The 24,244-nt window shown below is 39.2% G+C and carries 21 protein-coding genes and 4 tRNA genes; 10 read left to right on the plus strand and 15 right to left on the minus strand.

Annotated features, from left to right (window positions below; all coding sequences use genetic code 11):
• The first annotated feature begins 191 nt into the window (after positions 1-191).
• The 3 genes from CL42_RS10225 to CL42_RS10235 are packed head-to-tail and all read left to right on the plus strand — an operon-like array spanning position 192 to position 2,422.
• The gene (locus CL42_RS10225; protein ID WP_035267899.1) at positions 192-695 is read left to right on the plus strand and encodes a YfiR family protein; all 504 of its coding nucleotides are present in this window, start codon (positions 192-194) and stop codon (positions 693-695) included.
• 5 nt (positions 696-700) lie between these two features.
• Entirely contained in the window at positions 701-1,918 is a 1,218-nt protein-coding gene (locus tag CL42_RS10230; RefSeq protein ID WP_035267903.1) for a diguanylate cyclase domain-containing protein, read from the plus strand.
• Positions 1,919-1,942: 24 nt separating this feature from the next.
• Entirely contained in the window at positions 1,943-2,422 is a 480-nt protein-coding gene (locus CL42_RS10235; protein WP_035267906.1) for an OmpA family protein, read from the plus strand.
• A gap of 110 nt (positions 2,423-2,532) precedes the next feature.
• Here the strand turns inward: CL42_RS10235 and CL42_RS10240 are convergent.
• From CL42_RS10240 to secA, 8 genes are all read right to left on the minus strand, one after another.
• Positions 2,533-2,609: transfer RNA gene (locus CL42_RS10240), tRNA-Pro, on the minus strand.
• A 17-nt stretch (positions 2,610-2,626) separates the two neighbouring features.
• A tRNA-His gene (locus CL42_RS10245) sits at positions 2,627-2,702 on the minus strand.
• Between the two features lie 37 nt (positions 2,703-2,739).
• Positions 2,740-2,816: transfer RNA gene (locus tag CL42_RS10250), tRNA-Arg, on the minus strand.
• Between the two features lie 47 nt (positions 2,817-2,863).
• A tRNA-Pro gene (locus tag CL42_RS10255) sits at positions 2,864-2,940 on the minus strand.
• 156 nt (positions 2,941-3,096) lie between these two features.
• The gene (gene nadA, locus CL42_RS10260; protein ID WP_035267909.1) at positions 3,097-4,164 is read right to left on the minus strand and encodes a quinolinate synthase NadA; all 1,068 of its coding nucleotides are present in this window, start codon (positions 4,162-4,164) and stop codon (positions 3,097-3,099) included.
• Positions 4,165-4,278: 114 nt separating this feature from the next.
• Positions 4,279-5,499 carry a bifunctional glutamate N-acetyltransferase/amino-acid acetyltransferase ArgJ gene (gene argJ / locus CL42_RS10265; protein WP_035267912.1) on the minus strand — a complete coding sequence of 407 codons (1,221 nt, stop codon included), beginning with the start codon at positions 5,497-5,499 and terminating at the stop codon, positions 4,279-4,281.
• Between the two features lie 169 nt (positions 5,500-5,668).
• Positions 5,669-6,019 (minus strand): hypothetical protein, encoded by a 351-nt coding sequence (locus CL42_RS10270; protein WP_035267951.1) that lies wholly within the window; start codon positions 6,017-6,019, stop codon positions 5,669-5,671.
• Between the two features lie 134 nt (positions 6,020-6,153).
• A complete protein-coding gene (gene secA / locus CL42_RS10275) occupies positions 6,154-8,868 on the minus strand; it encodes a preprotein translocase subunit SecA (protein ID WP_035267914.1) in 2,715 nt (904 codons plus the stop codon).
• 330 nt (positions 8,869-9,198) lie between these two features.
• Between secA and CL42_RS10280 the strand changes: the two genes are divergently transcribed.
• The gene (locus CL42_RS10280) at positions 9,199-9,840 is read left to right on the plus strand and encodes a peroxiredoxin (protein ID WP_035267917.1); all 642 of its coding nucleotides are present in this window, start codon (positions 9,199-9,201) and stop codon (positions 9,838-9,840) included.
• Between the two features lie 141 nt (positions 9,841-9,981).
• On the opposite strand, the gene CL42_RS10285 is transcribed toward CL42_RS10280, so the two are convergent.
• The 4 genes from CL42_RS10285 to trpA are packed head-to-tail and all read right to left on the minus strand — an operon-like array spanning position 9,982 to position 13,913.
• A complete protein-coding gene (locus CL42_RS10285) occupies positions 9,982-10,944 on the minus strand; it encodes an SPOR domain-containing protein (protein WP_171076783.1) in 963 nt (320 codons plus the stop codon).
• On the minus strand, positions 10,931-12,220 hold the full coding sequence (folC, locus tag CL42_RS10290; RefSeq protein WP_035267921.1) for a bifunctional tetrahydrofolate synthase/dihydrofolate synthase: 1,290 nt from the start codon (positions 12,218-12,220) through the stop codon (positions 10,931-10,933). The genes CL42_RS10285 and folC overlap by 14 nt, the downstream gene beginning before the upstream one ends.
• The gene (gene accD, locus CL42_RS10295) at positions 12,217-13,113 is read right to left on the minus strand and encodes an acetyl-CoA carboxylase, carboxyltransferase subunit beta (protein ID WP_035267924.1); all 897 of its coding nucleotides are present in this window, start codon (positions 13,111-13,113) and stop codon (positions 12,217-12,219) included. Before accD ends, folC begins: the two co-directional genes overlap by 4 nt.
• Positions 13,110-13,913: a tryptophan synthase subunit alpha gene (trpA, locus tag CL42_RS10300; protein ID WP_035267926.1), complete on the minus strand. Its 804-nt coding sequence runs from the start codon at positions 13,911-13,913 to the stop codon at positions 13,110-13,112. The genes accD and trpA overlap by 4 nt, the downstream gene beginning before the upstream one ends.
• Before the next feature lie 351 nt (positions 13,914-14,264).
• Here trpA and CL42_RS10305 point away from each other — a divergent pair, with 351 nt between their 5' ends.
• Positions 14,265-15,602 (plus strand): Na+/H+ antiporter NhaC family protein, encoded by a 1,338-nt coding sequence (locus CL42_RS10305; protein ID WP_035267927.1) that lies wholly within the window; start codon positions 14,265-14,267, stop codon positions 15,600-15,602.
• 62 nt (positions 15,603-15,664) lie between these two features.
• Here the strand turns inward: CL42_RS10305 and CL42_RS10310 are convergent, their stop codons facing one another.
• Positions 15,665-16,720, minus strand: coding sequence for an AraC family transcriptional regulator (locus CL42_RS10310; protein ID WP_035267928.1), 1,056 nt, complete (start codon positions 16,718-16,720; stop codon positions 15,665-15,667).
• A 141-nt stretch (positions 16,721-16,861) separates the two neighbouring features.
• Between CL42_RS10310 and CL42_RS10315 the strand changes: the two genes are divergently transcribed.
• Both CL42_RS10315 and CL42_RS10320 read left to right on the plus strand, forming a co-directional pair.
• Positions 16,862-17,737 (plus strand): metal-dependent hydrolase, encoded by an 876-nt coding sequence (locus tag CL42_RS10315; protein WP_035267930.1) that lies wholly within the window; start codon positions 16,862-16,864, stop codon positions 17,735-17,737.
• A 157-nt stretch (positions 17,738-17,894) separates the two neighbouring features.
• Positions 17,895-18,764: a metal-dependent hydrolase gene (locus CL42_RS10320; protein ID WP_035267931.1), complete on the plus strand. Its 870-nt coding sequence runs from the start codon at positions 17,895-17,897 to the stop codon at positions 18,762-18,764.
• A gap of 54 nt (positions 18,765-18,818) precedes the next feature.
• Here the strand turns inward: CL42_RS10320 and CL42_RS10325 are convergent, their stop codons facing one another.
• Positions 18,819-19,814 carry a DUF2804 domain-containing protein gene (locus CL42_RS10325; RefSeq protein WP_035267932.1) on the minus strand — a complete coding sequence of 332 codons (996 nt, stop codon included), beginning with the start codon at positions 19,812-19,814 and terminating at the stop codon, positions 18,819-18,821.
• 131 nt (positions 19,815-19,945) lie between these two features.
• Positions 19,946-21,064 (minus strand): CaiB/BaiF CoA transferase family protein, encoded by a 1,119-nt coding sequence (locus tag CL42_RS10330; protein ID WP_035267934.1) that lies wholly within the window; start codon positions 21,062-21,064, stop codon positions 19,946-19,948.
• A gap of 210 nt (positions 21,065-21,274) precedes the next feature.
• On the opposite strand from CL42_RS10330, the gene CL42_RS10335 reads away from it, so the two are divergent.
• From CL42_RS10335 to CL42_RS10345, 3 genes are all read left to right on the plus strand, one after another.
• Entirely contained in the window at positions 21,275-22,285 is a 1,011-nt protein-coding gene (locus tag CL42_RS10335) for an AraC family transcriptional regulator (RefSeq protein WP_035267936.1), read from the plus strand.
• A gap of 131 nt (positions 22,286-22,416) precedes the next feature.
• Positions 22,417-22,830, plus strand: coding sequence for a hypothetical protein (locus CL42_RS10340; RefSeq protein ID WP_035267937.1), 414 nt, complete (start codon positions 22,417-22,419; stop codon positions 22,828-22,830).
• 208 nt (positions 22,831-23,038) lie between these two features.
• Complete coding sequence (locus CL42_RS10345) at positions 23,039-24,244, plus strand: acetyl-CoA C-acetyltransferase (RefSeq protein ID WP_035267939.1); 1,206 nt, start codon at positions 23,039-23,041, stop codon at positions 24,242-24,244.

The following is a 24,244-nucleotide window of genomic DNA, read 5'->3' on the forward strand; positions in this document are numbered from 1 at the left end:
CATTCCTCTCCCAATGCAACCTCTTTTTTAAATATTTTAGTATTTTTTTAAATTATGAGTATTGAGTGGGTATTTAATAATCAAATTCACATCATTCAGTATGATATTGATAAAAAATCGAACACTTTAACTTTATTAAAATTAGATTAGAATAGTCTCTATTATTTAACTGACTAGAACTATGTTACTAAATGGCTATATTTAAAATCAAAAAAGCCGTATTGATCTCCCTACTGCTTTTGATGTGCAGCTTTAGCCATGCCAATTCCAACCAGAACATTTATCAAATGACTCTATCTATTTTGAGCTATGCCAAAATTTCATCTCCACAACCAGATTTATGTCTAATTGATAACACTGTGGCATTAGCAGAGTTTAATCAAATAATTCTAAAGCAAAATTCAAAGATCAAAGCACAAAATATTCATGATCACGAATTAAACAAGACCAATTGTGATGTTATATTTTTCTCTAAATCTTCTCCAACAGTCGAACAAAAGCTCATCGGAGAATCACTAAAGAAATCAATTCTCTCATTTTCAACAAATAATGAAGATTGCGAGGTTGGAAGTGTTTTCTGTCTCTATAGCAATAAAGCAGGTATTACAAAATTTAAAGTCAATTTAGACAGTCTTGCAAAAACCAAAATCCACGTTGATCCTCGTGTATTACTTCTTGCACAGAACATGGAGTAATTCAGATGATTGATAAATTTTTTGGATTAACTTCACTCCAATCACTATTTAGAAGATCACAATTTTTAATTTTTGCGATTACTTTTTTGATCTGCACTTTAATTTTTGCAACGATTTCAATTTTTACGGTGAAATCATACGCCAATCAAAACTTAACCTTAGTGAGTCGCACAATTGCGGAACGCATTCAACCTGCTCTTGTTTTCCAAGATAAATACACTTTAGACAATATTTTACACGAGTACACACAACAACAGTCAATTCGCCTTATCCAAGTATTGGATAGCAATAAAGTTAAAATCACTGAAAGCAGCAAACTGATAGATCGCCATTCAGAACTTCAAACTTGGTTTGATGGATTATTTTTTTCTAAGCCGATTCAAATTGAAGTTACCCACAATGGACAATTGGTCGGTGAGCTTCATCTATTCGGCAGTTCTCAAGATATCATTTTATTCATTATCAAGATTTGCTTAGCCTTGATTTTAGGTATGCTTTTTATGATTTTCGCCTTATGGTGGTCGGTTAATGCAACCTATCGTCATATTATGAATTCTATATCACCAATTATTCATACAGCACAATTAGTGAGTCAACAAAAAGCATATAATCTCCGCTTTCCAAAAAATGATATTCAAGAATTTCATCATCTAAACTCAGTATTTAATCAACTATTAGAAGAAATTCAATCTTGGCACAATCAGTTACAGTCTGAAAATACTCAGCTTAATTATCAAGTACAACATGATGAATTAACACAATTACCAAACCGACATTACTTTTATAAAGTTTTGTGTAGCCTTTTCGATCAGCCTGATAAACGTGAAAATACTGTTTTGATTTTTATAGATAACAATAAATTTAAGTCTATTAACGATCAATATGGTCATTTAGTAGGGGATGAAGTGTTGAAAGAGATGGCTAAACGATTAAAACAAAACACTCGTCAAAATGATTTTGTCGCAAGATTAAGCGGTGATGAATTTGCAATTATCCTAAGTCCTGTCAGTCAGGTGGATCACTTAATTTCGATCGCCGAAAATCTTATAAAATGTTCTGATGAGCCCTTAAAATATAACGGACAATCAATTCATTTTAGTTTTAGTCTTGGTATTGCTTTGGCTAAAGAAGCTCATAACCCAGAGGACTTAATTTCTCAAGCAGACCAAGCGATGTACAAAGCGAAGAATCTAAAACATCATTGGCACATATTTCAACAATAGAGTTTTTACTGAGGATTAATAGCTATGCTCAATCGTAGTTTCAAACTTTTTATCATGAGCATTCTTTGTATAGGATTAAGTGCATGCTTGGGTATGGGATCTTTAAGCTATAAACAAGTAAAAATGTTAAAACAACAAGGTTTCGTACTCACAGAGGAAGGTTGGAGTTTGGGACTACCCGAACGACTTCTTTTCGATTTCGATCAGGCTGAAATCTCTAAAAAAAATCGTGAACAGATTCAACATCTCGCAGCACAACTACAAAAGTACAATTTAAAGAAAGTCCGTATCGTCGGTCATACCGATCTTATTGGCAATCCAGATTATAATTTTAAACTTTCTGAAAGCCGTGCCCGAAGCGTAAGCACAATTTTTATTGAGGAGGGTTTTAACCCAGCTCATATCCAAACCATTGGTCGCGGTTCAACCCAACCTATTAATACTGCAAATACTGACGCTGCCCATGCAGAAAATAGACGCGTTGCTGTTATTATCGTGCCTTAAACACTCAACAAAAAAAGATCCTGATAGGATCTTTTTTTAACAGCAAAAATCAGACATAAAAAAACCGCTTAACGCGGTATCTTTTATCTGACCATTTATAATGAAATAAATGGTCGGAGCAGTAGGATTCGAACCTACGACCCCCTGGTCCCAAACCAGGTGCACTACCAGGCTGTGCTATACTCCGATTACATCGGTTTGTGTTGGGGTGAATGACGGGATTCGAACCCGCGACAACCGGAATCACAATCCGGGGCTCTACCAACTGAGCTACATCCACCATCACAAAATTTGGTTCTATAAAATCAAGCGACCAATGGCGCGCCTGACAGGATTCGAACCTGTGACCATCCGCTTAGAAGGCGGATGCTCTATCCAACTGAGCTACAGGCGCATTACCCATGATTGCGAGATCATTGGAAAACCTTTGCCTTGAAGAATTGGTCGGAGCAGTAGGATTCGAACCTACGACCCCCTGGTCCCAAACCAGGTGCACTACCAGGCTGTGCTATACTCCGATTCATCTCAGCTTTTGTACCGTTCAACTTATCGTTTGATGTATCGTTCGGTACGGTGTGCATTCTAGGCGTGACGCTGGATAACGTCAACACCTATCTTCAAAAAAATTCAAAAAAACACTTCAAATGTATATTTATCAAGCATTTTGACTAATATTAACGCTTTAATGACGCACTAAAGTTTAACATTCGATCTAATGGTAATTTAGCGCGCTCTGCTAAAGCAGGATCAACATACACTTCTTGATCACCATGTCGTAAAACATGCAAAATGCCATCCAATTCATTCATTGCCATCCATGGACAATGTGCACAAGAACGACAAGTCGCTCCCTCACCTGCCGTAGGAGCCTCAATCAAAGTCTTATTCGGCACCATTTGCTGCATCTTATAAAAAATACCGCGATCGGTCGCAACAATCATTGTTTCATGCGGTAGTTCTTTTGCAGCCTTAATCAATTGCGAAGTACTTCCTACTGCATCAGCAACATCAATCACCGATTCTGGAGATTCAGGATGGACTAAAACTGCAGCATCAGGATAGATGGCTTTCATCTGAGCGATGCCACGTGCTCTAAATTCTTCATGTACGATACAAGAACCATCCCAGAGCAACATATCCGCTCCAGTTTTCTTTTGAATGTAACGTCCTAAATGCTGATCAGGTGCCCAAATAATTTTTTCACCTAAACTATCTAAATGCTCAATAATTTCGACAGCACAACTGGATGTTACCACCCAATCTGCACGTGCTTTTACCGCAGCTGAGGTATTTGCATAAACCACAACAGTATGATCAGGATGAGCATCACAGAACTTGCTAAACTCATCTACAGGACAACCTAGATCGAGTGAACAAGTTGCCTCTAAAGTAGGCATTAAAATGGTTTTGTTAGGTGATAAAATTTTAGAAGTTTCACCCATAAACTTCACACCAGCCACAACGAGTGTTGTCGCATCATGGTCACGCCCAAAACGTGCCATTTCAAGTGAATCTGAAACACAACCACCAGTCAGCTCCGCAAGCTCCTGTACGACTGGATCACAATAATAATGAGCAACCAATACCGCATTACGCTTTTCCAATTCGGCTTGGATCTCAGCAAATTTTTGCTGCTTTAACTCTGGTGTTAAATCTTGATTGTTAGATTCACCAATCAGGTCTAAATGAGCTTGAACAATTGCTTTCGCATCATTTGCAATTAAATTGGTTGCATCATTCATTATTTGCATCTCTATCCATAGCGCTTATCAATATAAGCAATTACACACAGATTGGATTTGACCAATCATTAAAATTTGATAAATAAAAAGCCTCAACAGGGAGGCTTAATTTATTTAAGAACGATAATCTGCGTTGATCTTGACATAATCATATGACAAATCACAGGTGTAAACCGTATCTTTGGCAGAACCACGGCCCAAATCAACGCGAATAGTAATTTCTGATTGATTCATCACTTTAGCACCAGCCTCTTCTGTGTAATCTGCCGCTGCACCACCATCTTTACAGATCTGGACATCATCTAACCATACTTGGATTTTGTCGACATTTAAATCTTGGACCCCAGCATAACCAATTGCAGCCAAGATACGACCCCAGTTAGGGTCAGAAGCAAAGAACGCTGTTTTTACCAAAGGTGAATGTGCAATGCTGTAAGCGATATCACAACACTCTTGCGTATTTGCACCACCTTCAACTGAAACAGTTATAAATTTGGTTGCACCTTCACCATCTCGAACGATTAACTGAGCCAAGCGCTTCATGACACGTGTAAGTACATCTAAAACAACAGAGTAACGAGCATCTTCTTTAGATGTAATTTCAGCACCACCTGCTTGACCAGTTGCTGCAAAAATACAAGAGTCATTAGTAGATGTATCACCATCAATCGTGATGCGATTAAATGATTGTTCAACTGTGGTTTTTAATAGTTTTTGAACCAATTCACGAGCAATAGGCGCGTCTGTCGCTACGAAAGACAACATTGTTGCCATATTAGGACGGATCATTCCTGCACCTTTTGAAATCCCCGTCATTGTATAAACAACCCCGTCAATTTCAAATTGTTCAGAAGCACCCTTAGGTAAAGTATCCGTCGTCATAATACCTGATGCTGCCTGAGGCCATACATCATCTTCAAGACTCTCAAATGCTGGTTTTAACCCAGCAATCAAACGCTCCATGGGTAATTGTTCACCAATTACGCCTGTTGAGAATGGCAAAACTTCGTTCTCATTTACACCAGCAATTTTGGCAAATTCAGCACAAGTGTCCTTTGCATTTTTCAAACCTGTAGGACCAGTACCTGCATTCGCATTGCCTGTATTAATTACAAGGTAACGTGGATTTGTTTGAGACAAATGCAGTTTTGAAATATGTACTGGCGCTGCGCAAAAAGCATTTTGGGTAAATACACCTGCAACTTGAGTGCCTTGTGCAAATTCAAATACAACCAAGTCACGTCGATTTGGGTAACGTACATACGCTTCTGCTGAGCCAATTCTTACACCCTTTACCACATGCATTTGTGGCATTGATACGTCACCCACCGCCATTTTTGATTGTCCGAATTAAAAAAAATGATGGCTAAGCTTATTAGAAATTAGAAAAAAAATCGAGTGAATAAGGCATTAGGGTTGATTGAAATGAATGATTTGAAATAAATCTCGATCCCTAAAAACAATAAAGCCAGTCTAAGACTAGCTTATGTACGAAATTCTAAAATTAATTAGATACAGTTTGTTCTAATAAAGCTTGTTTTGCTTTTTCTTGACTTGAACTTGAAAGAGCTGGATTTGATGCAACAATACGATTTGCTGTAGCTGGAGTTGCTGGTGCTATTGCAGCTGTTTGAAGAATGATTGGTCGACCAGCTGTATTACCAAGTGTGTAACGAATACCAGTGCGTGGACTTATCACCGTTGTGGAGTCATTTTTAACTTCAGTTTGTGCTTGAGTAACACCCGCAGCTGCTTGAACTTTCGCTAGAGGTACAGTTTTCGTATCAGCATTGGCAAATGCAAAAGCTGGTAAAGCAAAAACTGCAAATAAAGCCGGTTTTAGTATTTTTTTCATTGTCGCTACCATATATTAAATCATGCAAAATTAAATAGCATTAACTGAGAAAATTGGCAATGCTTATTCACATGAACTGACCAAGCACTATAATAAAATAAAAAAAGCAGAACCTAAGTTCTGCTTCATGAAATTTAGATTTTACCGTGACACTGCTTGTATTTTAAACCAGAACCACATGGACAAGGTGCATTACGGCTTTGAGGTGGCGTAATCTCAACTTCATTCTGATCCAATTCTTGAGTATTAACTGTTTGCTCACCTGTTAAACCATCAACTTCAGCATGAGAAAGTGAAAGTTGCATCGCTTCAGCTTGAGCTTGCTGCTGTGCTTCCATTTCTGCCAGCTCTTCAGGCGTTGGTAAACGTACTAATGAAAGATCTGTCACAACATCAGACTTAATGACAGCTAACATATTTACAAACAGATTGAATGCTTCTTTCTTATATTCCTGCTCAGGATTCTTTTGCGCATAACCGCGTAAATGAATACCTTGACGTAAATAATCCATCGCTGCTAAATGATCTTTCCAGTGGCGATCTAAAGAACTTAACATAAAGTTTCGTTCTAACACTGCTGCAGATTCAGCACCCATTTGTTCACGACGTGCACGATAACGTTGTAAAACCTCATCAGTGATACGACGTGCTAATGCTTCTTCATCTAATCGACGATCTTGGTCCAACCATTGCTGTACAGGAAGATCAATATTAAAGTCTGAGCGTAATGCAGATTCAAGACCTGGGACATCCCACTGATCATGAATAGATTCAGGTGGGATATACGTTTCAATCACCCCTTTCATCACTTCTTCATGCATTGACTCGATGTATTCTTGCAAAGTACTTTCTGCCAGAATTTCATCACGCTGTGAGTAAATAATTTTACGTTGTTCGTTATTTACATCATCATACTTCAACAGGTTCTTACGAATATCGAAGTTACGCGCTTCAACTTTACGTTGCGCATTTTCAATCGAACGAGATACCATTTTATGTTCAATGGCTTCATTTTCTTGCAGACCCATTGCACGCATCATTGCGACGACACGATCACCCGCAAAGATACGCATCAAATCATCCTCTAACGATAAGAAGAAACGCGAAACACCTGGATCACCTTGACGACCTGAACGACCACGTAATTGGTTATCAATACGACGAGATTCATGACGTTCAGAACCAATAATATGTAAACCACCAGAATTCAGCACCAGTTGGTTATTTTGTTCCCATTCTGCTTTTAAACGTGCTTCATCTTCAGGAGTTGGATTTTCAATTTTCGCCAGTTTCGCTTTCCAGTTACCACCGAGCAAGATATCCGTACCACGCCCTGCCATGTTGGTCGCAATAGTCACGGCACGTGGAGAGCCGGCTTGTGCAATAATATCCGCTTCACGCTCATGCTGTTTGGCATTCAGTACTTCGTGTGCGATACCCGCTTCTTTCAGTTTATCCGATAAGATTTCAGAAGCTTCAATTGTTGCCGTACCAATCAAAATCGGTGCAACACCAGCTTCATGAATTTTCTTAATTTCTTCAATAATCGCATTGTATTTACCATTACGATTCAAATAAATTAAGTCATTCAGATCTTTACGAATCATTGGACGATGGGTTGGAATCAACACCACATCTAAGCCATAAATTTCTTTCATTTCAGCAGCTTCAGTATCTGCTGTACCTGTCATACCTGAAAGTTTACGGTATAAACGGAAATAGTTTTGGAATGTGGTCGTTGCAAGCGTTTGGTTTTCAGGTTGAATTTCTAAACCTTCTTTCGCTTCTACCGCTTGATGTAAACCTTCAGACCAACGACGACCAGGCATCGTACGACCTGTATTTTCGTCGACAATAATCACTTCACCGTCATGGACAATATAATGCACGTTACGTTGATACAAGTAATGTGCGCGAATAGAAGCTGTCACATGATGAACAAGATTTAAGTTGGCTGCAGAATATAGACTCTCACCTTCTGCCAATAATCCCATCGCAATAAGTTCACTTTCAATGGCTTCAAAACCAGCTTCTGTGATTTCGACTGAACGTTGCTTTTCATCGATCCAGAAGTGCCCACCATCTGCAACTTTTTCTTCTTTTTGAGCATGTAACTTTGGCGGAATCGCATTCATTGCCGCATAAAGTTGCGAAGAATCTTCGCTTTGACCCGAAATAATAAGTGGAGTACGTGCTTCGTCAATTAAGATCGAGTCAACCTCATCGATAATCGCATAAGCAAGACCACGTTGTTTTTTCTCGGCTAACGAGAACACCATATTGTCACGAAGATAGTCGAAACCAAATTCGTTGTTTGTACCGTAGGTAATGTCTGCTCGATAAGCTTCTGCTTTTTCGACAGGATTCTGCATGGAGTAAATCACCCCAACAGATAATCCCAAAAATTCATAAAGTGGACGGTTTAACTCAGCATCACGTTGCGCCAGATAATCATTGACAGTAATAACGTGAACACCTTGTTCACTAATTGCATTTAAATATACAGCCAAAGTACCCATTAGGGTTTTACCTTCACCTGTACGCATTTCTGCAATTTTACCTTCATGTAGGGTAATACCACCAATCAACTGTACGTCATAATGACGCATACCCATAATACGCTTACCAGCTTCACGACATACCGCGAAAGCTTCTGGTAACAAGCGATCAAGACTTTCGCCGTTTTTATAACGTTGTTTGAATTCTTCTGTTTTTGCAGATAAGTCTGCATCACTTAACACAGATATCGTCGGCTCGAGCGCATTGATCTTCTCGACAATTTTACGCATACGCTTCAATTCGCGCTCGTTTTTAGTACCGAAGATTCCTCCGATCAGACTTGCCAACATATAGACTCTCTAAAACTTACTTATCAAAATGATTTTTCTCAAACGTTATTATGGTGCTAGAAATTTGAAGTACAAGGGTTTTAAACAAATGCAATCAAAAAATTTCTGGATTATTTTCCATGACGCATGAGCAACGGCGAGTTAATGTAGCAAATTTGATCAAAAATATATATCGTTCAAATTCAATTTTATGAGCGTTTATTTGCACTCAGGCAGCCAAATAAATCTATTTTTCTCATAAGTAAATAAAAAAACACTATTTTTAATTATAAAGAGTTTCCTCCATATTAATTTCAATACATTAAGGTTTTGATAAAAATAGAGGTATATATGGCATTACGTTTAGGTGACACTGCTCCAGATTTTGAACAGCAAGCGAGCGAAGGAGTGATTAATTTTTATGATTTTTTAGGAGATCATTGGGGCGTTTTATTTTCACACCCTGCCGACTACACTCCCGTATGTACGACGGAATTAGGTTTTACAGCAAAGCTAAAAGACGAGTTTGAAAAACGTAATGTTAAAGCGATTGCTCTCTCTGTAGATGATGTTGAATCACATCATGGTTGGATTAAAGATATTAATGAAACTCAGTCTACCACGGTAAATTTCCCAATCATTGCTGATCAGGATCGTAAAGTTTCGACTTTATATGATTTCATCCATCCCAATGCCAGCGAGACCCTAACCGTCCGATCTCTTGTGATCATTGATCCAAATAAAAAAGTACGCTTGATTATTACGTATCCAGCGTCAACTGGTCGCAATTTCCATGAAATTTTACGTGTTATAGATTCATTACAGTTAACAGATAACTATAAAGTGGCAACCCCTGCAAACTGGCAGCATGGTGAAGATGTTGTGATTGTTCCCTCTATTAAAGACGAAAATGAAATTCAACAACGCTTCCCTAAAGGGTACAAGGCAGTGACACCTTATCTACGTTTAACACCTCAACCTGATCTTGATTAATTTTGACGAGCCATCAAGTTTCAGCGTTCAGCCTATCCTCAGATAGGCTTTTTTTGATTATGGCTTATAATCTTTAACGCATTGATTTAAAAAGGATTCAAATTATAGTTTGAATCCTTTTTTCTAAAACAAAGCAAGAAACTATTGACGCTTATCCAGTGGTACCCAATCAATCACCCATGCTGATTTCATATTTAAACTTGCATCACTGTTAATTTTCTTACGTAACGCATCTGCCGAATCACGATCTTTAGATGGACCAACCATAATTCGAATACCTTTCGACGTTGGACTCTTCGTTACCTTATATCCTTTGGCACGAAGCTTAGCCGCAAGCGCATCTGCATTCGCCTCATTCGCAGCCAATGCCACTTGAACCATCCATTGACGATCTCCATTTTCCAGCAGATCACGAGCTTTTTCTGCCTCAGCTTTTTTCTTCGCTTCTTCAGCAGCTTTGCGTTTTTTCTCTTCTGCAGCTTTTTTATCAGCTTCAGCTTTCTTCTTCGCCTCTTCTGCTTTACGTTTTTCCTCAGCAGCTTTTTGCTCTGCTGCTTTCTTTTCAGCTGCACGTTTTTCTGCTTCGGCTTTACGCTTTTGTTCTTCTGAGGCTTTCGCCTGTTGTTCTTTTTGCTCAGCTAAACGCTTCTGTTCAGCTATGCGTTTTTCTTCAGCCAAACGCTTTTGCTTTTCAGCTTCATCCTCAACCAATTCAGGAGGAATATTGTCTGAACTTTGCTGAACAGCGTTTCGACGAGCATTCATTGCAGCATATTCTTCAGCAGCGCGACGTGCGGCTTCAGCTTCGGCCTCTTGTTGCATTCTTAAATATTCAGCAGCACGAGCCTCTTGCTCTGCCACAGCTTTCTCACGAGCACGTCGTTGCTCTTCAAGTAAACGCTTTTCAGTTTCCACATCAACTGTGAGAGGTTGAAGTTGTACTGCTTCAGGTTCATTCTTTTTTTGTTGAACAGCTTCAACCGGTTGTTCAACATTATTTTGGTGGATCTCTTCTTTGCCTTTTAGAAGTAATGCTGCCAATAAAACACCACCACCCAATAAAACAACACCACCCATCCAGCGTTGTTTGTTATTCATTGACATTCTCTAAATACTCCCAGACCGCCTCTAAGGTATGAAACGAACCACACACCAAAATCAGCTGATTATTTTTTGTTTCTTCAAGTGCTGATTTAAATGCGACCTGTACATTTGAATACTGTTGTACTGTCTCACCTTGAAGCGCTGACTCTAATTGTTGTAATGGTGCTGCACGAGGCACATCCATCGGCGCAATTTTCCACATAAATACCGTGTTTTTCAATAAATTAACGACTGAATCTATATCTTTATCCGCTAACATCGAAAACACAGCGATAACTTCTGTGTACTGTTTATTGTATTCTAAATAATTTCGCAATTGCTTTAACAAAAATTCTACACCATGCGGATTATGTCCCGCATCGAAAATCACTGTTTTTCCTGCGATTTCCCTTATTTCAAATCGACCTGGTAAATGTGCTTGAATAATGCCCTGCTCTAGTGCAGTTTGAGAAATTTTCAATCCACTGACCAATAATGCAGCCACGGCAGTAGAAACATTATCTAGGGCCAACTGACCACATGGTAATTTTAAGGTCAGTGCTGAACTTGAAAATGTCCAAGTTTTACCATCACCATTTGCTTGATAAAAATAATCCTGATTTAGACATGACAGCGTCGCATTACATGCAATGACTTTATCCTGAATTGATGTTGGAAGTATTTGTTGCCCACCAAAAATGACTGGAATATCTCGACGAATAATACCCGCTTTCTCAAAAGCAATTTTTTCAATGGTGTCACCCAGCCAATCTGTGTGATCCAATCCAATATTGGTAATGACCGCAACATTTGGATTAACGACATTCACAACATCCAAACGTCCCCCTAGTCCAACTTCCAATACCCAAACATCACATTTCTGTTGTTTGAAGATGACAAAAGCTGCAAGGGTTGTTGCTTCAAAAAAAGATAAACTTAAATCACATTCACGTCGTGCTTGATCAACTTGAACAAATGCTTCGATCAGAAGCTCATCTGAAACTTCCTGACCTGCGAGTTTTACACGCTCATTGAAACGATAGATATGCGGAGATTGATACAAACCGACTTGATATCCTTGAGCATTCAGAATAGAAGCTAAGGTTGTGGTTGTTGAACCCTTACCATTCGTACCAGCGACGGTAATGACTTTCGCTTGCGGGTGTGTAACGCCCAATTTTTCAGCCACAGGAATGACGCGTTCAAGCCCTAAATCAATTCCTGTAACGTGAACATGGCTCCAATAATCGAGCCATGTTTGTAAATTATCTGTACTGAGTGGAGCAGTGAGGTTCAAGGCAAATTCATCAATTTCGCTACGATACGATAAACTGTATCACGTAATGCGTGACGATGAACAATTTGATCGACTACACCATGATCAAGCAAGAATTCAGCACGTTGAAACGGCTCTTCTAGCTTTTCGCGTACAGTCTGTTCAATGACACGTTTACCAGCAAAACCAATCATTGCTTTAGGCTCAGCAATATGCACATCACCCAACATGGCTAAAGATGCGGTCACACCACCATATACTGGATGAGTTAGTACAACAATGTACGGAATACGAGCATCTTTCATTTTTTGAATCGCAGCTGATGTACGTGCCATTTGCATTAAAGAAAGCATTCCTTCTTGCATACGAGCACCACCAGAGGCAGCAAAACAAATCATTGGCTGTTTGGTTTCAATCGCACGCTCTGCTGCTTGTACAAATCGATCACCAACTACCGTACCCATTGAACCGCCCATGAAATCAAATTCAAATGCACAAGCGATTAATGATAAACCTTTGATTTGCCCTTCCATCACCACGAGTGCTTCAGTTTCGCCAGTTTTCTCTTGTGCTTCTTTCATACGCACAGGATAAGCTTTGCTATCGACAAACTTGAGTGGGTCTTTTGCAACAAACTCTTGACCTAATTCTTTTGCGGTTTGATCAAAGAACCAATTTAAGCGGTCACGTGCTTTCATTTTTAAATGCTCATCACATTGAGGACAAACATAAGCATTGAAAGACATCGCCGTACGAGTCACCAGAGCATGACATTCTGGACATTCAATCGTAGGCTCAGTAAACGTCGCTTTTAACGATTGCTGTTGATCAGGGATTTGAATACCTGGTACTGAACGATCTGTCCAAGGTGTTGCAGGTGCTAAAGTTTTCCCTGATTTAACTTCTTGATTCATACTAACTCATCGAGCGCTGCTCGAAGCTCCTTGACTTTATTGACCGCCTGTTCAACTGCTTGATCAGGAGTTGTCTGTGCAAATGGTTTAACAAAAGCACTACCAACAATGACCGCATCCGCTGCGCTTCCGATTGCTTTTGCAGAGGCTGCATCACTAATACCAAAACCTACACCAACAGGTACATCCGTCATCGACTTAATTTTTTCGATGCGTTGAGCAGCTTCATTCACATCTAAAGTCGCTGCACCTGTTACACCCTTCAAAGACACGTAATAAATAAAACCACTCGCTTGATTAGCGACATGTTGAATACGTTGATCTGTAGATGTTGGCGCCAACAAGAAGATCTGATCCATATCAAACTTTTTCAAGACAACATCGAGCGCTTGTGCTTCTTCAGGTGGTAAGTCCACCAACAGAATACCGTCCACACCACAGTCATGAGCAGTTGATACAAATTTTTCATATCCAATGACTTCTACAGGATTCAAATAACCCATCAACACCACTGGTGTATCTGTGTCCTTTTCACGGAATTGCTTGACCATTTCCAATGCATCCAATGTATTTGTACCGGCTGCCAATGCACGCTCAGCCGCAAGTGCAATCACTGGACCATCGGCCATTGGATCTGAAAATGGTAAGCCAAGTTCAATTACATCCACACCTGCTTCCACCATTTGATGTAACAAAGGAACCGTTACGTGTGGATGAGGGTCACCTGCCATGACATAAGAAACTAGAGCCTTACGCTGTTGAGATTTAAGCTGTGCAAATCGTGTGGCTAAACGTGACATAGGGATGTACTTTCCTTGAATTGTATAGAATTGAGGAGTTGGTTTTGTAAAATACAAGACGGCCCATTGTAACGCTATTTTTTACTCATTGAACAGAGTGTGATGAAAAGCACCAAACACTCTTTTCAGTTAAGTATTCCAAGTGCATATTTATCAATGTTTTGATTTTTTTAACAATGATCAAAAAGCTCGATTTTTTCTGTTTTTTCTAAATCATGAATATTTATATGAACTTATGTTTATTGATTAAAAATGTTTAAAAACAAATAGCTTAGCACTTACATTTTAACTTTTCTGAATTAGCCAAAGCTGTTCTATACTATACATGCTTACTCTTTTATTTCTTATGTTATGACCACAATCTCCCCAGGCAAAGCTTCTCCGCGAGCGCTTGCCCTTCTACCGCTTATTGTGTTTTTAGCCATTTTTTTGGGCAGCGGTATTTATCACACTCTGATTGGCACTGAGTTTGCCTTCTACCAAATTAAAGCACCCATTGCTGCTATCCCTGCCCTCATTCTTGCGGTATTACTTTATCGTGGCAAATTAAACACAGGTATAGATGAGTTTCTCCGTGGGGCAAGCCATCCTAATCTTATTTTAATGTTTATGGTCTTTATGCTGGCAGGTGCTTTTGCCAGTATTAGTAGCGCCATTGGTAGTGTTGATGCAACAGTACAATTAGGTTTATCTCTCATTCCTTCGGATTTTGTCCTGCCAATGCTCTTTGTTATTTCAGCATTTATTGCTACCGCGATGGGAACCTCGATGGGTACTATCGCTGCTTGTGCGCCGATCGCATTTGGCTTCACTCAAGTCACCGATATAAATCCTGTTGTTGCGATTGGTGCTGTGGTTGGAGGAGCCATGTTTGGTGATAACTTGTCTATGATTTCAGATACCACTATCGCTGCAACTCGTAGCCAACGTGTAGAACTAAAGGATAAATTTAAAGTCAATGTATGGATTGCAGTACCAGCAGCGCTTTTCACGATTTTGATTTATTTTGTGATGAGTCGTGATACGCAACAAATTTCTTTCAATGACTATAATTTTTGGCTGATTTTGCCTTATTTAGCCGTATTTGCTTTGGCTTTTAGCCGATTACATGTGTTGGCTGTACTTATGCTGGGCATTGTTATGTCTGGACTCGTCGGTCTGATTCAAGCCCCTGACTTTAACCTACTTAAATTAAATAATGCGATTTACGATGGCTTTTTGGGCATGTTTGAAGTCGCATTGCTTTCAATGTTACTCGGTGGTATTTCTGCCCTTATGCGAAAAGAAGGTGGCTTAGAGTGGCTAATACAACGCATTTATCAACTTACGCGTTTATTCAAAGTGGGGACGCAAAGAGCTGGTGAAATCGGAATTTGCCTTCTGGTGATCTTGTCTAATTTCTTTGTGGCGAATAATACGGTTGCCATTATTCTATCTGGCGATATGGCACGTGAAATTGCTAAAGAATATGGTGTTGACCCAAAACGCTCGGCTGCTTTGTTGGATATTTTTTCTTGTGTTGTTCAAGGCTTAATTCCGTTTGGCGCACAATTATTATTGGCGTGTTCAATTGCAAAATTATCGCCAATGGAAATGATCCAAAACGTTTATTACTGCTGGATCTTAGCGGTGATTGCTATACTCTCCATTGCTTTTAGATATCCCAAAATACAGATGAATCAATTTTAGACTGGCATAAAAATGAAGTCTTTAAAGGTAAGCTACATGCTTACCTTTTTTATTTCCATAATCTAACTTAGATTATGGTGTTGAGTTGGTCGTTGTTTAAGTTGTTTTTTAAACTGCAACAGCGTTATTCCATTATACATTTTAAATGCTCTAGCAAGCGCAGACTGATCTGAGTAACCGAGTTGCACTGCGATATCCGTTAACTCTAGCCCCTGATTTAATAGGCGCTCACATTGTGACATCCGCTCTTGCTCAAGTATGCGTTTAAATGATGTTCCGCGATCTTTTAATTGTCGTTGCAAAGTCCTCACCGACAAACATAATTCTGTCGCAATATCTTCAATCTTTGGCGCTTCGTGACGAATACGCAAATACTCAGCAATAATTAAGTGGAGTTGCCGATCAAGACTCGATTGCACGGGTTTTGATGCAATCGCCTCTTCCGCTTGTTGAACCAACAATTGCATAAGTGAAGGATCTGCTTGTTGGGGTTTTAGCTGCAACCCCTGCGTGCGAATTTGAAACTGATATTCAACATGGCTGAACTCTACCTGACAACCATAGAACTTTTGATATTCATACAATGGTGCGATAGCTTCATGCGCCATGATCACTTTATACAGTGGAAAGGTATCATGCACTAATATTTGCTTTGCCAATGAAACCATCATGGCATTCGTCAGCTCATTGATAAAATTATAGTCATCACAAATAAACGGCCAGCTTAAAATCAGTATTTCACCGTTCTGGTGAATCTGCATGGGTGTAATCTCTTCACCATCAATCACCAAGCGGCTAAATCTTAAAATATAGTTCAGTGCTTCCGCCACCGTCTCACTTCGTGTCGCCATATATCCAAGCACACCAAAATGCTCAGGTTTCACATATTGAGCCATTTCAAAAATATAATTGGCGCGATTCAAATAAACCTGCGTGAGAGAGTTAAGTTTTAAGAAAAAAGAATAAGATGATTGCATGGCAATCGGTGCTACCAAAATCTTATTCAGCGTATCAACATCCTGATTTAATGCAGTCTTTATCTCTTTATCGAGCTGTTTCACTTGAATAAATGTTTGCCATAAATGGAAATATCCATTGGGTATTTGAATATCTTTCACGATGCACTATTCCTTTAGGCAAAATTGACTTTATTCATTTTCATTTGTCGTAAAATGTATAAAAAATGGCAAGTACTGTCAAAACAATCAGACCAATGCCATACATACTTAAACGATCTAAAGCGGATGAATGAAAATAAGATGAACGCATTGGTAAAATATCAGGTCGATCCTGTCGTACGCACGAATCTCAATTTCAAGCTCTCAGAAATTCCTCGTTTTTGGTTTGGTGGAGATCCATTCAAAACCCGTATGTTTGATGCATTGAGTCTAACTTTCCCAGACGGAGAGCGCTACTTCATTGAATCAGTTCGATTATTTAGAGATAAAATCAAAGACCCTGAATTACAAAAACGAGTCGCAGATTTTATTCGACAAGAAGCACAGCATGGAATTGCGCATGACAAGATGAATCAGGTCATGAAAGATCAAGGTATGCCTGTCGATCAATTTATTAAGGTTCTTAACAAAATTTTTAAATTCGAACTGACACGTCGTTCACCTCAATACAATATTGCCATGACTGCTGCAGCCGAACACTTAACTGCATTAATGGCTGATACTTTTTATAGTCAAAAAGCAACCCTTGAAGATGCTCATCCCTATGTACGCGCGCTTTTAGCATGGCACGCTATCGAAGAGATGGAGCATCGTGATGTGGCTTTTGATGTCATGAAACAAGTCGGCGATGTTCCAGAACTCACTCGACAATTTGCTTTGGCATTTACAACTTTCATGATGCTTGGATTTACGACTTATCGTGCCAATATCATGTTGAAGTATGACGGATTTAGTCGTTTAGACCGTTTCAAAATGACCGTCAAAGGACTTCCATGGTTTATCGGTCGAAATGGCATGTTAACGAGAATGAAAGGTCCATACTTAGATTGGTTTAAAAAAGACTTTCATCCAAGCCAACATCCTGTGATTGCCCAATATGATGTCTGGGTAAAAACATTAGCCGAGACCAATGATCCAATTCAAGCTGGTGAAGCATTCTGGCAAGCAGCTCGATAATATTCCTATTGCCGGCTAAATCATTTTTATTCGGATGATTTAGCCGACATTACTTACAGTTTTAATCTCCTTCTCTCTTCTTCTGTCCTGTAGAGATAATGACCTCAATGTGATTTTTTTACATACTTGTTCTTTCTGCATAAGTGATAAAAATAAAATGAATGCAATTACCACATACCATCCAGTGATTCGTAAGCACCTTGATTTCCGACTTAACGAAGTACCACGATTTTGGTTTAACAACGATCCTTTTAAAACACGTGTATTTGATGCTTTGAGTTTGACATTTCCAGATGGAGAACGATATTTCATACAGTGTGTCCGACTATTTCAACCGCATATTCAAGATCCTGTCTTAGCCAAACGTGTGAAAGACTTTATTCAACAAGAAGCGCAACACGGTATTGCCCATGACAAAATGAATAAAATTTTAATTGAGCAAGGTATGCCAATTGAAAAATATATTCATCAAGTCAATCAACGTTTCAAACATGCGTTAAAAAGGTATCCTGATCGTTTTAATATTGCGATCACCGCTTCATGCGAACACTTAACCGCTTTAATGGCAACGACCTTTTTCAGTCATAAAAGTACGATGGCCCATGCACATCCTTTTGTCCGGGGTTTATTTGCATGGCATAGTATTGAAGAAATGGAACATCGCGATGTAGCTTATGATGTCATGATCGAGGTAGCGCAGACTTCAAACCTTACACGTTATACCGCCTTGGTTTTAGTTACGCTTATGATGTTTGGATTTACCATGCAAAGAACACATGGACTTCTCAAACAAGATGGCTTTACTCGAATTGAAAGGTTAAAAATGTTTGCTCAAGGCTTGAAATGGTTGCTTGGAAAAGATGGCATTTTAACGGCAAAAAAACGAGAATATTTAGACTGGTTTAAACCTGATTTCCACCCAAACCAACACCCTATTATTCATCAATACCAAGTTTGGGTTGATACGATCGCTGAAACTCAAGATCCAATTCAAGCAGGTGAAGCTTTTTGGCAAGCTGCGATATAAAAAAGAATGTAAAAAAAGTCCGATCAATCGGACTTTTTTGTTGTTATGACGCCATTACCATTTAGCGTAATGTTGCTCTAATAGTCCATACTCTTGATTAAGCTCAATATGCTGACCATCATCTGAAATAATAAAACCCGTAATTTTAGATTGCCACTGACTGAACTGGCTGCCTACCATTCTAAGATTAAGATTTTCATAACGGCGCCAGCCTGTTTCAATGGTCAATTGTAATTTGTCATCCATAGATCGTATGGTCCACATCTGATCATTTTGCATTTCAAAAAGAACATCCGTCAACGCATAAAGGCGCCCATTAATCCACAAACAGTTTTCATTGCCAAAACTTTCATTCACGCCAGAGGCAAGATTCAAACCCACACGGTTTCCTTGCGCATCCCAAAAATTAGAAGATAGCCAAAACCAAGCCGTTTCAGGTCTTAGAAAACCGCAAGTATCATCAAGCGAAGCAAAAGTTCGTGAGTTAAATTCAATTTTTTCTTTTTGTTTATTAATGAAATACCCTTCAACGGCCAATGTAGTTAGTTTCTGAGTATAGGTCCAACCATTAATCCCAGTAGGACTGCACATCGACAAAGGATCTGTTCCAGCACAAAAGATTCGCGCAGACAGTTTTTCTTCACCATGTTTGATCACTTTGATATAACGAACACCATTGGCATGTTGGATATCGAGTTGGATTTTTCCATGTTGAAAATGGCTATGATTAAATAGTGGCTGTTCATCTAGAACCGTACTGAGCGCCAATACATTAATCGCATTCCACTCGACGACTTGTCCGGTGTTATGGTCATAAATATAGATGAAACCATGTCCCGCCCAAGCGATATCGACGATAGCCATCCCAATGCTGTAATGCTCATGTTGGATACTACAAAACTTAAATTTCTTATATTTAAGTTTTTTTCTCCACCCTTTGAGCACTTTGCCATATGGCGTTTTATAAATATATTTTGAGACAGAAATTGCACTTGGCAATTCTGTAAAACGCCCATAGCGCGGTTGACCATTTACTTGAATTAAATCCATTGGGACTCAGCCTAATTTCATTCCATGACAATTATAGACTTTAGTCTAAAGTATTTCATTTACTGTATGAAAACATAGATTAAAGAACCGATACAGACCGCCTCTTTTTTCTTATATATTCAATACTTTGACTACCAGTTCCCTTCACCCAGTGTTTGGCCGATATAATGATATTGTGCCTTGGATCTTGAAAATTTAATTGGACAAGCCAACTGTTTTTCTACCTCATTTGCATCTTTCCTTAGAGGTACATCTACTGTCCAAGCACGTTGTTGAGCCAAATCTGACGTCAGAGCTTCGTCTAGATTTAACACAGGTTCTACACATACGTCTAATTCAGAAAATGTTTTACGCCATACATCAAAACTTTTTTCCCTGATTTTATCAGCGATGGCAGCCTTGACTGCTTTTCGATCTTCAACATCAAATGAAGTTCCTTTTTCCAATAAGATAGGCAGTTCTAATACAGTTGCCAGACCTGTCATAAATTGAGGTTCTAAACTTCCAATTGAGATATAGCGCCCGTCTTGCGTTTGATAATAGTCATAAAATGTTCCCCCGTTCAGATGTTCATTTTCAGGGTACTGATTCTGCCCACCTGCAAGTACAGCTGCCGCGGCCATATTGTTTAAGGTCACCGCACAATCCGTCATAGAGATATCAATATATTGACCTAAACCACTCCGTTGCCTTTCAATCACGGCTGTTAAAATCCCGATCACTGCGTATAAAGAACCGCCTGCGACATCAGCAATTTGAATCCCCATAGGTGGTGGTCCACTTTCCTGCCGACCTGAATGCCCAGCAATCCCTGAGAGCGATACATAGTTAATGTCATGTCCCGCTTTATCTTTATAAGGACCTGTTTGCCCATATCCTGTTATTGAACAATAAATCAGACGTGGGTTTATTTCAGATAAAGTTTGATAGTCGAGTCCTAAACGTCGCATCACTTCAGGACGGAACTGCTCAATCACGATATCGTATTCTGAAATTTTTGATTTAATGAGTTCAATACTCTGACTATCTTTTAAATCTAGAGCAATCGACTGCTTGTTGCGATTCAAATAACTGTGCGCCGTGGCTTGACCATTTGCATAAGGTGGCAACATTCTGACAAGGTCTGGTCGATTTGGTGACTCTATATGGACCACCTCTGCCCCTAGATCTGCTAAGTACAAGGTCGCAAAGGGTCCGGGTAATAATGTGGAAAAATCTAAAACTTTCAATCCCTTTAATGCAGCTGTCATTGTTATTTTCACCAAGAATATGTTGATTTTTCACCCATAATAGAAATATAAAACAAGATTAACAATGTCATGTTCAGCCATTTACCTTGATCATTTCGGCAATTTATGATGTAAAAGAGCAATTACTCTAGTGATAATTGCCAATTAAATTATTTTTTGTGTCATTTAGGTCAAGTAGCAGTGAACATCAAAGAGACTGAAGGATTTAACATGAGTCGCGATACGATAAGTATCCATTTTGTGAATGCAGCCCTGACTGGAGTAAAACGTCTAGGGATGGATATTGACACTTTACTTTCACATGTCGGCATTGAAGCTGAACTACTCCGCCAACCTAAAGCACGTATTTCTCCTGAGCAGTACACACGCTTTGTTAAAATGCTGTGGATGGTCACCCAAGATGAACACGTTGGTTTTGATATTCAGCCACGTCGTTTAGGGACCTTTGCGATCATGTGTCAATTGATCATACATGCCAAAACTTTAGGTGATGCGCTTGAGTTATCATCACAGTTCTATAAATTATTCGGTGATGAGTGGTCTGTGACTTTAGAGCGCGATAAACATGAAGCACGCTTAGTTCCACTCATTCCAAAAACAATGGATCCTGACCATTTCATTACTGAAAGTATGCTCATGATCTGGCATGGTTTGGCATCGTGGCTTATTGAGCGTCGTATCCCGTTAGAGCGTGTACATTTTTCTTATCCACGCCCACAACATGCAGATGAATATGATGCGTTATTTTTTGCGCCAGTAATCCAATTTGATTCAGCTCGTACTGAAATCACATTTGCTGCAGACTACTTAGACCTTCCAATTCGCCAAGATGAAAACACCTTGGAAGAGTTTCTAAAAGGTGCTCCAGCGAAACTGTTGGTGAAATTCAAGAATACCAATTCACTCACATCACGTATTCGCGAAGTATTGAAGAGCCAAATTGGTGAAGAAATGCCAACATTAAATGATGTTGCAGCCATGCTCTATTTATCACCACAGACGCTTCGCCGTCGCTTAGCTGCTGAAGGTAAGAGCTATCAAGGTGTGAAAGATGCTTTGCGTCGAGACGCCGCAATTCACTTACTGTTAAACCCATCTTTAACTTTAGAAGATGTGGCACAACAAGTCGGCTTTAGTGAAACCAGTACCTTCCACCGAGCATTTAAAAAGTGGACAGGGGTAACACCAGGACTGTATCGTCAATTACATGGTTATCATTAATTTAGTCAAACATAAAAAAGTCTGACATTTTTCAGGCTTTTTTTATTACAAATGGACTTAAGTGCTTATTTATTTTGCAAAAATATTCAAGTTGAAATTAAACTATTCGGAATATTAAAAGGAATAATAAGATGACACTTACTGCAATCTTAATCTCAATTTTGATTGGAATAGCGCTTTATTTTTACAGTGCAAAATCACACAGTTCTCAACCTAAAGCTGATATACGGTACACTTATAATATTGTCGGAGAAAATGCATATCAAAAAAATTTACTTAAAATAGCTGGTCAAAAAAAATCTGTATCTAAATTTCATGAATGTACTGCTCATGTTCTGTCAGAACCATTTAACCAATACGATCCAAATGCAATCAAAGTTGAAATCAACGGATTAACAGTTGGCTATTTAAGTAAATTAGAAGCAGAAAAGCTGAAAGGGCAGATTATCAATAAAAAAGTGCCCGCTGTAATTAACGGTGGTTGGTATGTTAATGAAGATGATGAAGGCTCTTATGGTGTAAAGCTTGCCATATCAAACGCCTAAGATTTGATATAGAAAAATTATAATCTAAGCATTCGCAATACAATTTTTTTTTAATTCGTCAAAAACTTTCATTTCACAATCTAAAACATTTAATTTTTAAGTGACCAAAAATATCAAACGACTCATCCGTTCTCGTCATTGCACAATCACATAGATCATCTACACTCAAAACACCATAACAATTTCAACCTATAAAAAAGGAACTATTATGAGCGAGGCTTACATCATTGATGCCATTCGCACACCACGCGGAAAAGGAAAAAAAGATGGTTCTTTACATGAAGTAAAACCAATCACATTACTCACAACGCTGTTAAATGAACTTCAAACTCGCCATCAACTCGATACTTCTAAAGTCGATGACATCGTACTGGGTTGTGTAACTCCAATTGGTGATCAAGGCGGTGATATCGCTAAAACTGCTGCAATTGCAGCAGGCTGGAATGATGATGTAGCAGGCGTTCAAATCAACCGTTTTTGTGCTTCAGGACTAGAAGCTGTCAATCTTGCTGCACAGAAAGTTCGTTCAGGCTGGGAAGATGTTGTCGTTGCTGGTGGTGTAGAGTCAATGTCGCGTATTCCAATGGGCTCCGATGGTGGACCATGGGCACTCGATCCAGAAACAAACCTGAAATCTACCTTTGTTCCACAAGGGATTGGTGCTGATTTAATCGCAACTTTAGATGGATACTCTCGTGCTGATGTAGATGCTTTTGCTGCAGATTCACAAAAGAAAGCAGCAGCGGCTCAAGCGAATGGTTACTTCAATAAATCAGTTGTACCAGTAAAAGATAAAGCTGGCGTTGTCGTTTTAGATAAAGACGAGTTCATCAAACCAACGACTACCGTTGAAGGCTTAGCCAAATTAAATCCAAGCTTTGAAATGATGGGTGGTATGGGATTTGATGCAGTCGCATTACAAAAATATCCAGAAGCTCAGAAGATTAATCACGTTCACCATGCAGGAAACTCTTCAGGCATTGTAGACGGCGCTGCTGTTGTTCTACTTGCATCTGAAAAAGCGGTTCAAGAACAAGGCTTAAAACCACGTGCCAAAGTATTAGCAACTGCGCTTGTCGGAACTGATCCAACAATCATGTTAACTGGTCCAGCACCTGCGGCACGCAAAGCTTTGGAAAAAGCTGGCTTAACCATTGATGATATCGATTTATTTGAAGTGAACGAGGCGTTTGCGGCTGTAGTAATGCGCTTTATTAATGAACTCAATGTCGATCCTGCAAAAGTCAATGTAAATGGTGGTGCAATTGCAATGGGTCATCCACTCGGTGCGACAGGTGCCATGATTTTAGGTACGTTGCTCGATGAACTTGAGCGTCAAGGTAAAAAACGTGGCTTGGCTACACTGTGTGTAGGTGGTGGTATGGGTATCGCAACGATCATTGAATTGGTATAA

This window comes from Acinetobacter sp. Ver3, from assembly GCF_000632455.1.
Lineage (GTDB): Bacteria > Pseudomonadota > Gammaproteobacteria > Pseudomonadales > Moraxellaceae > Acinetobacter.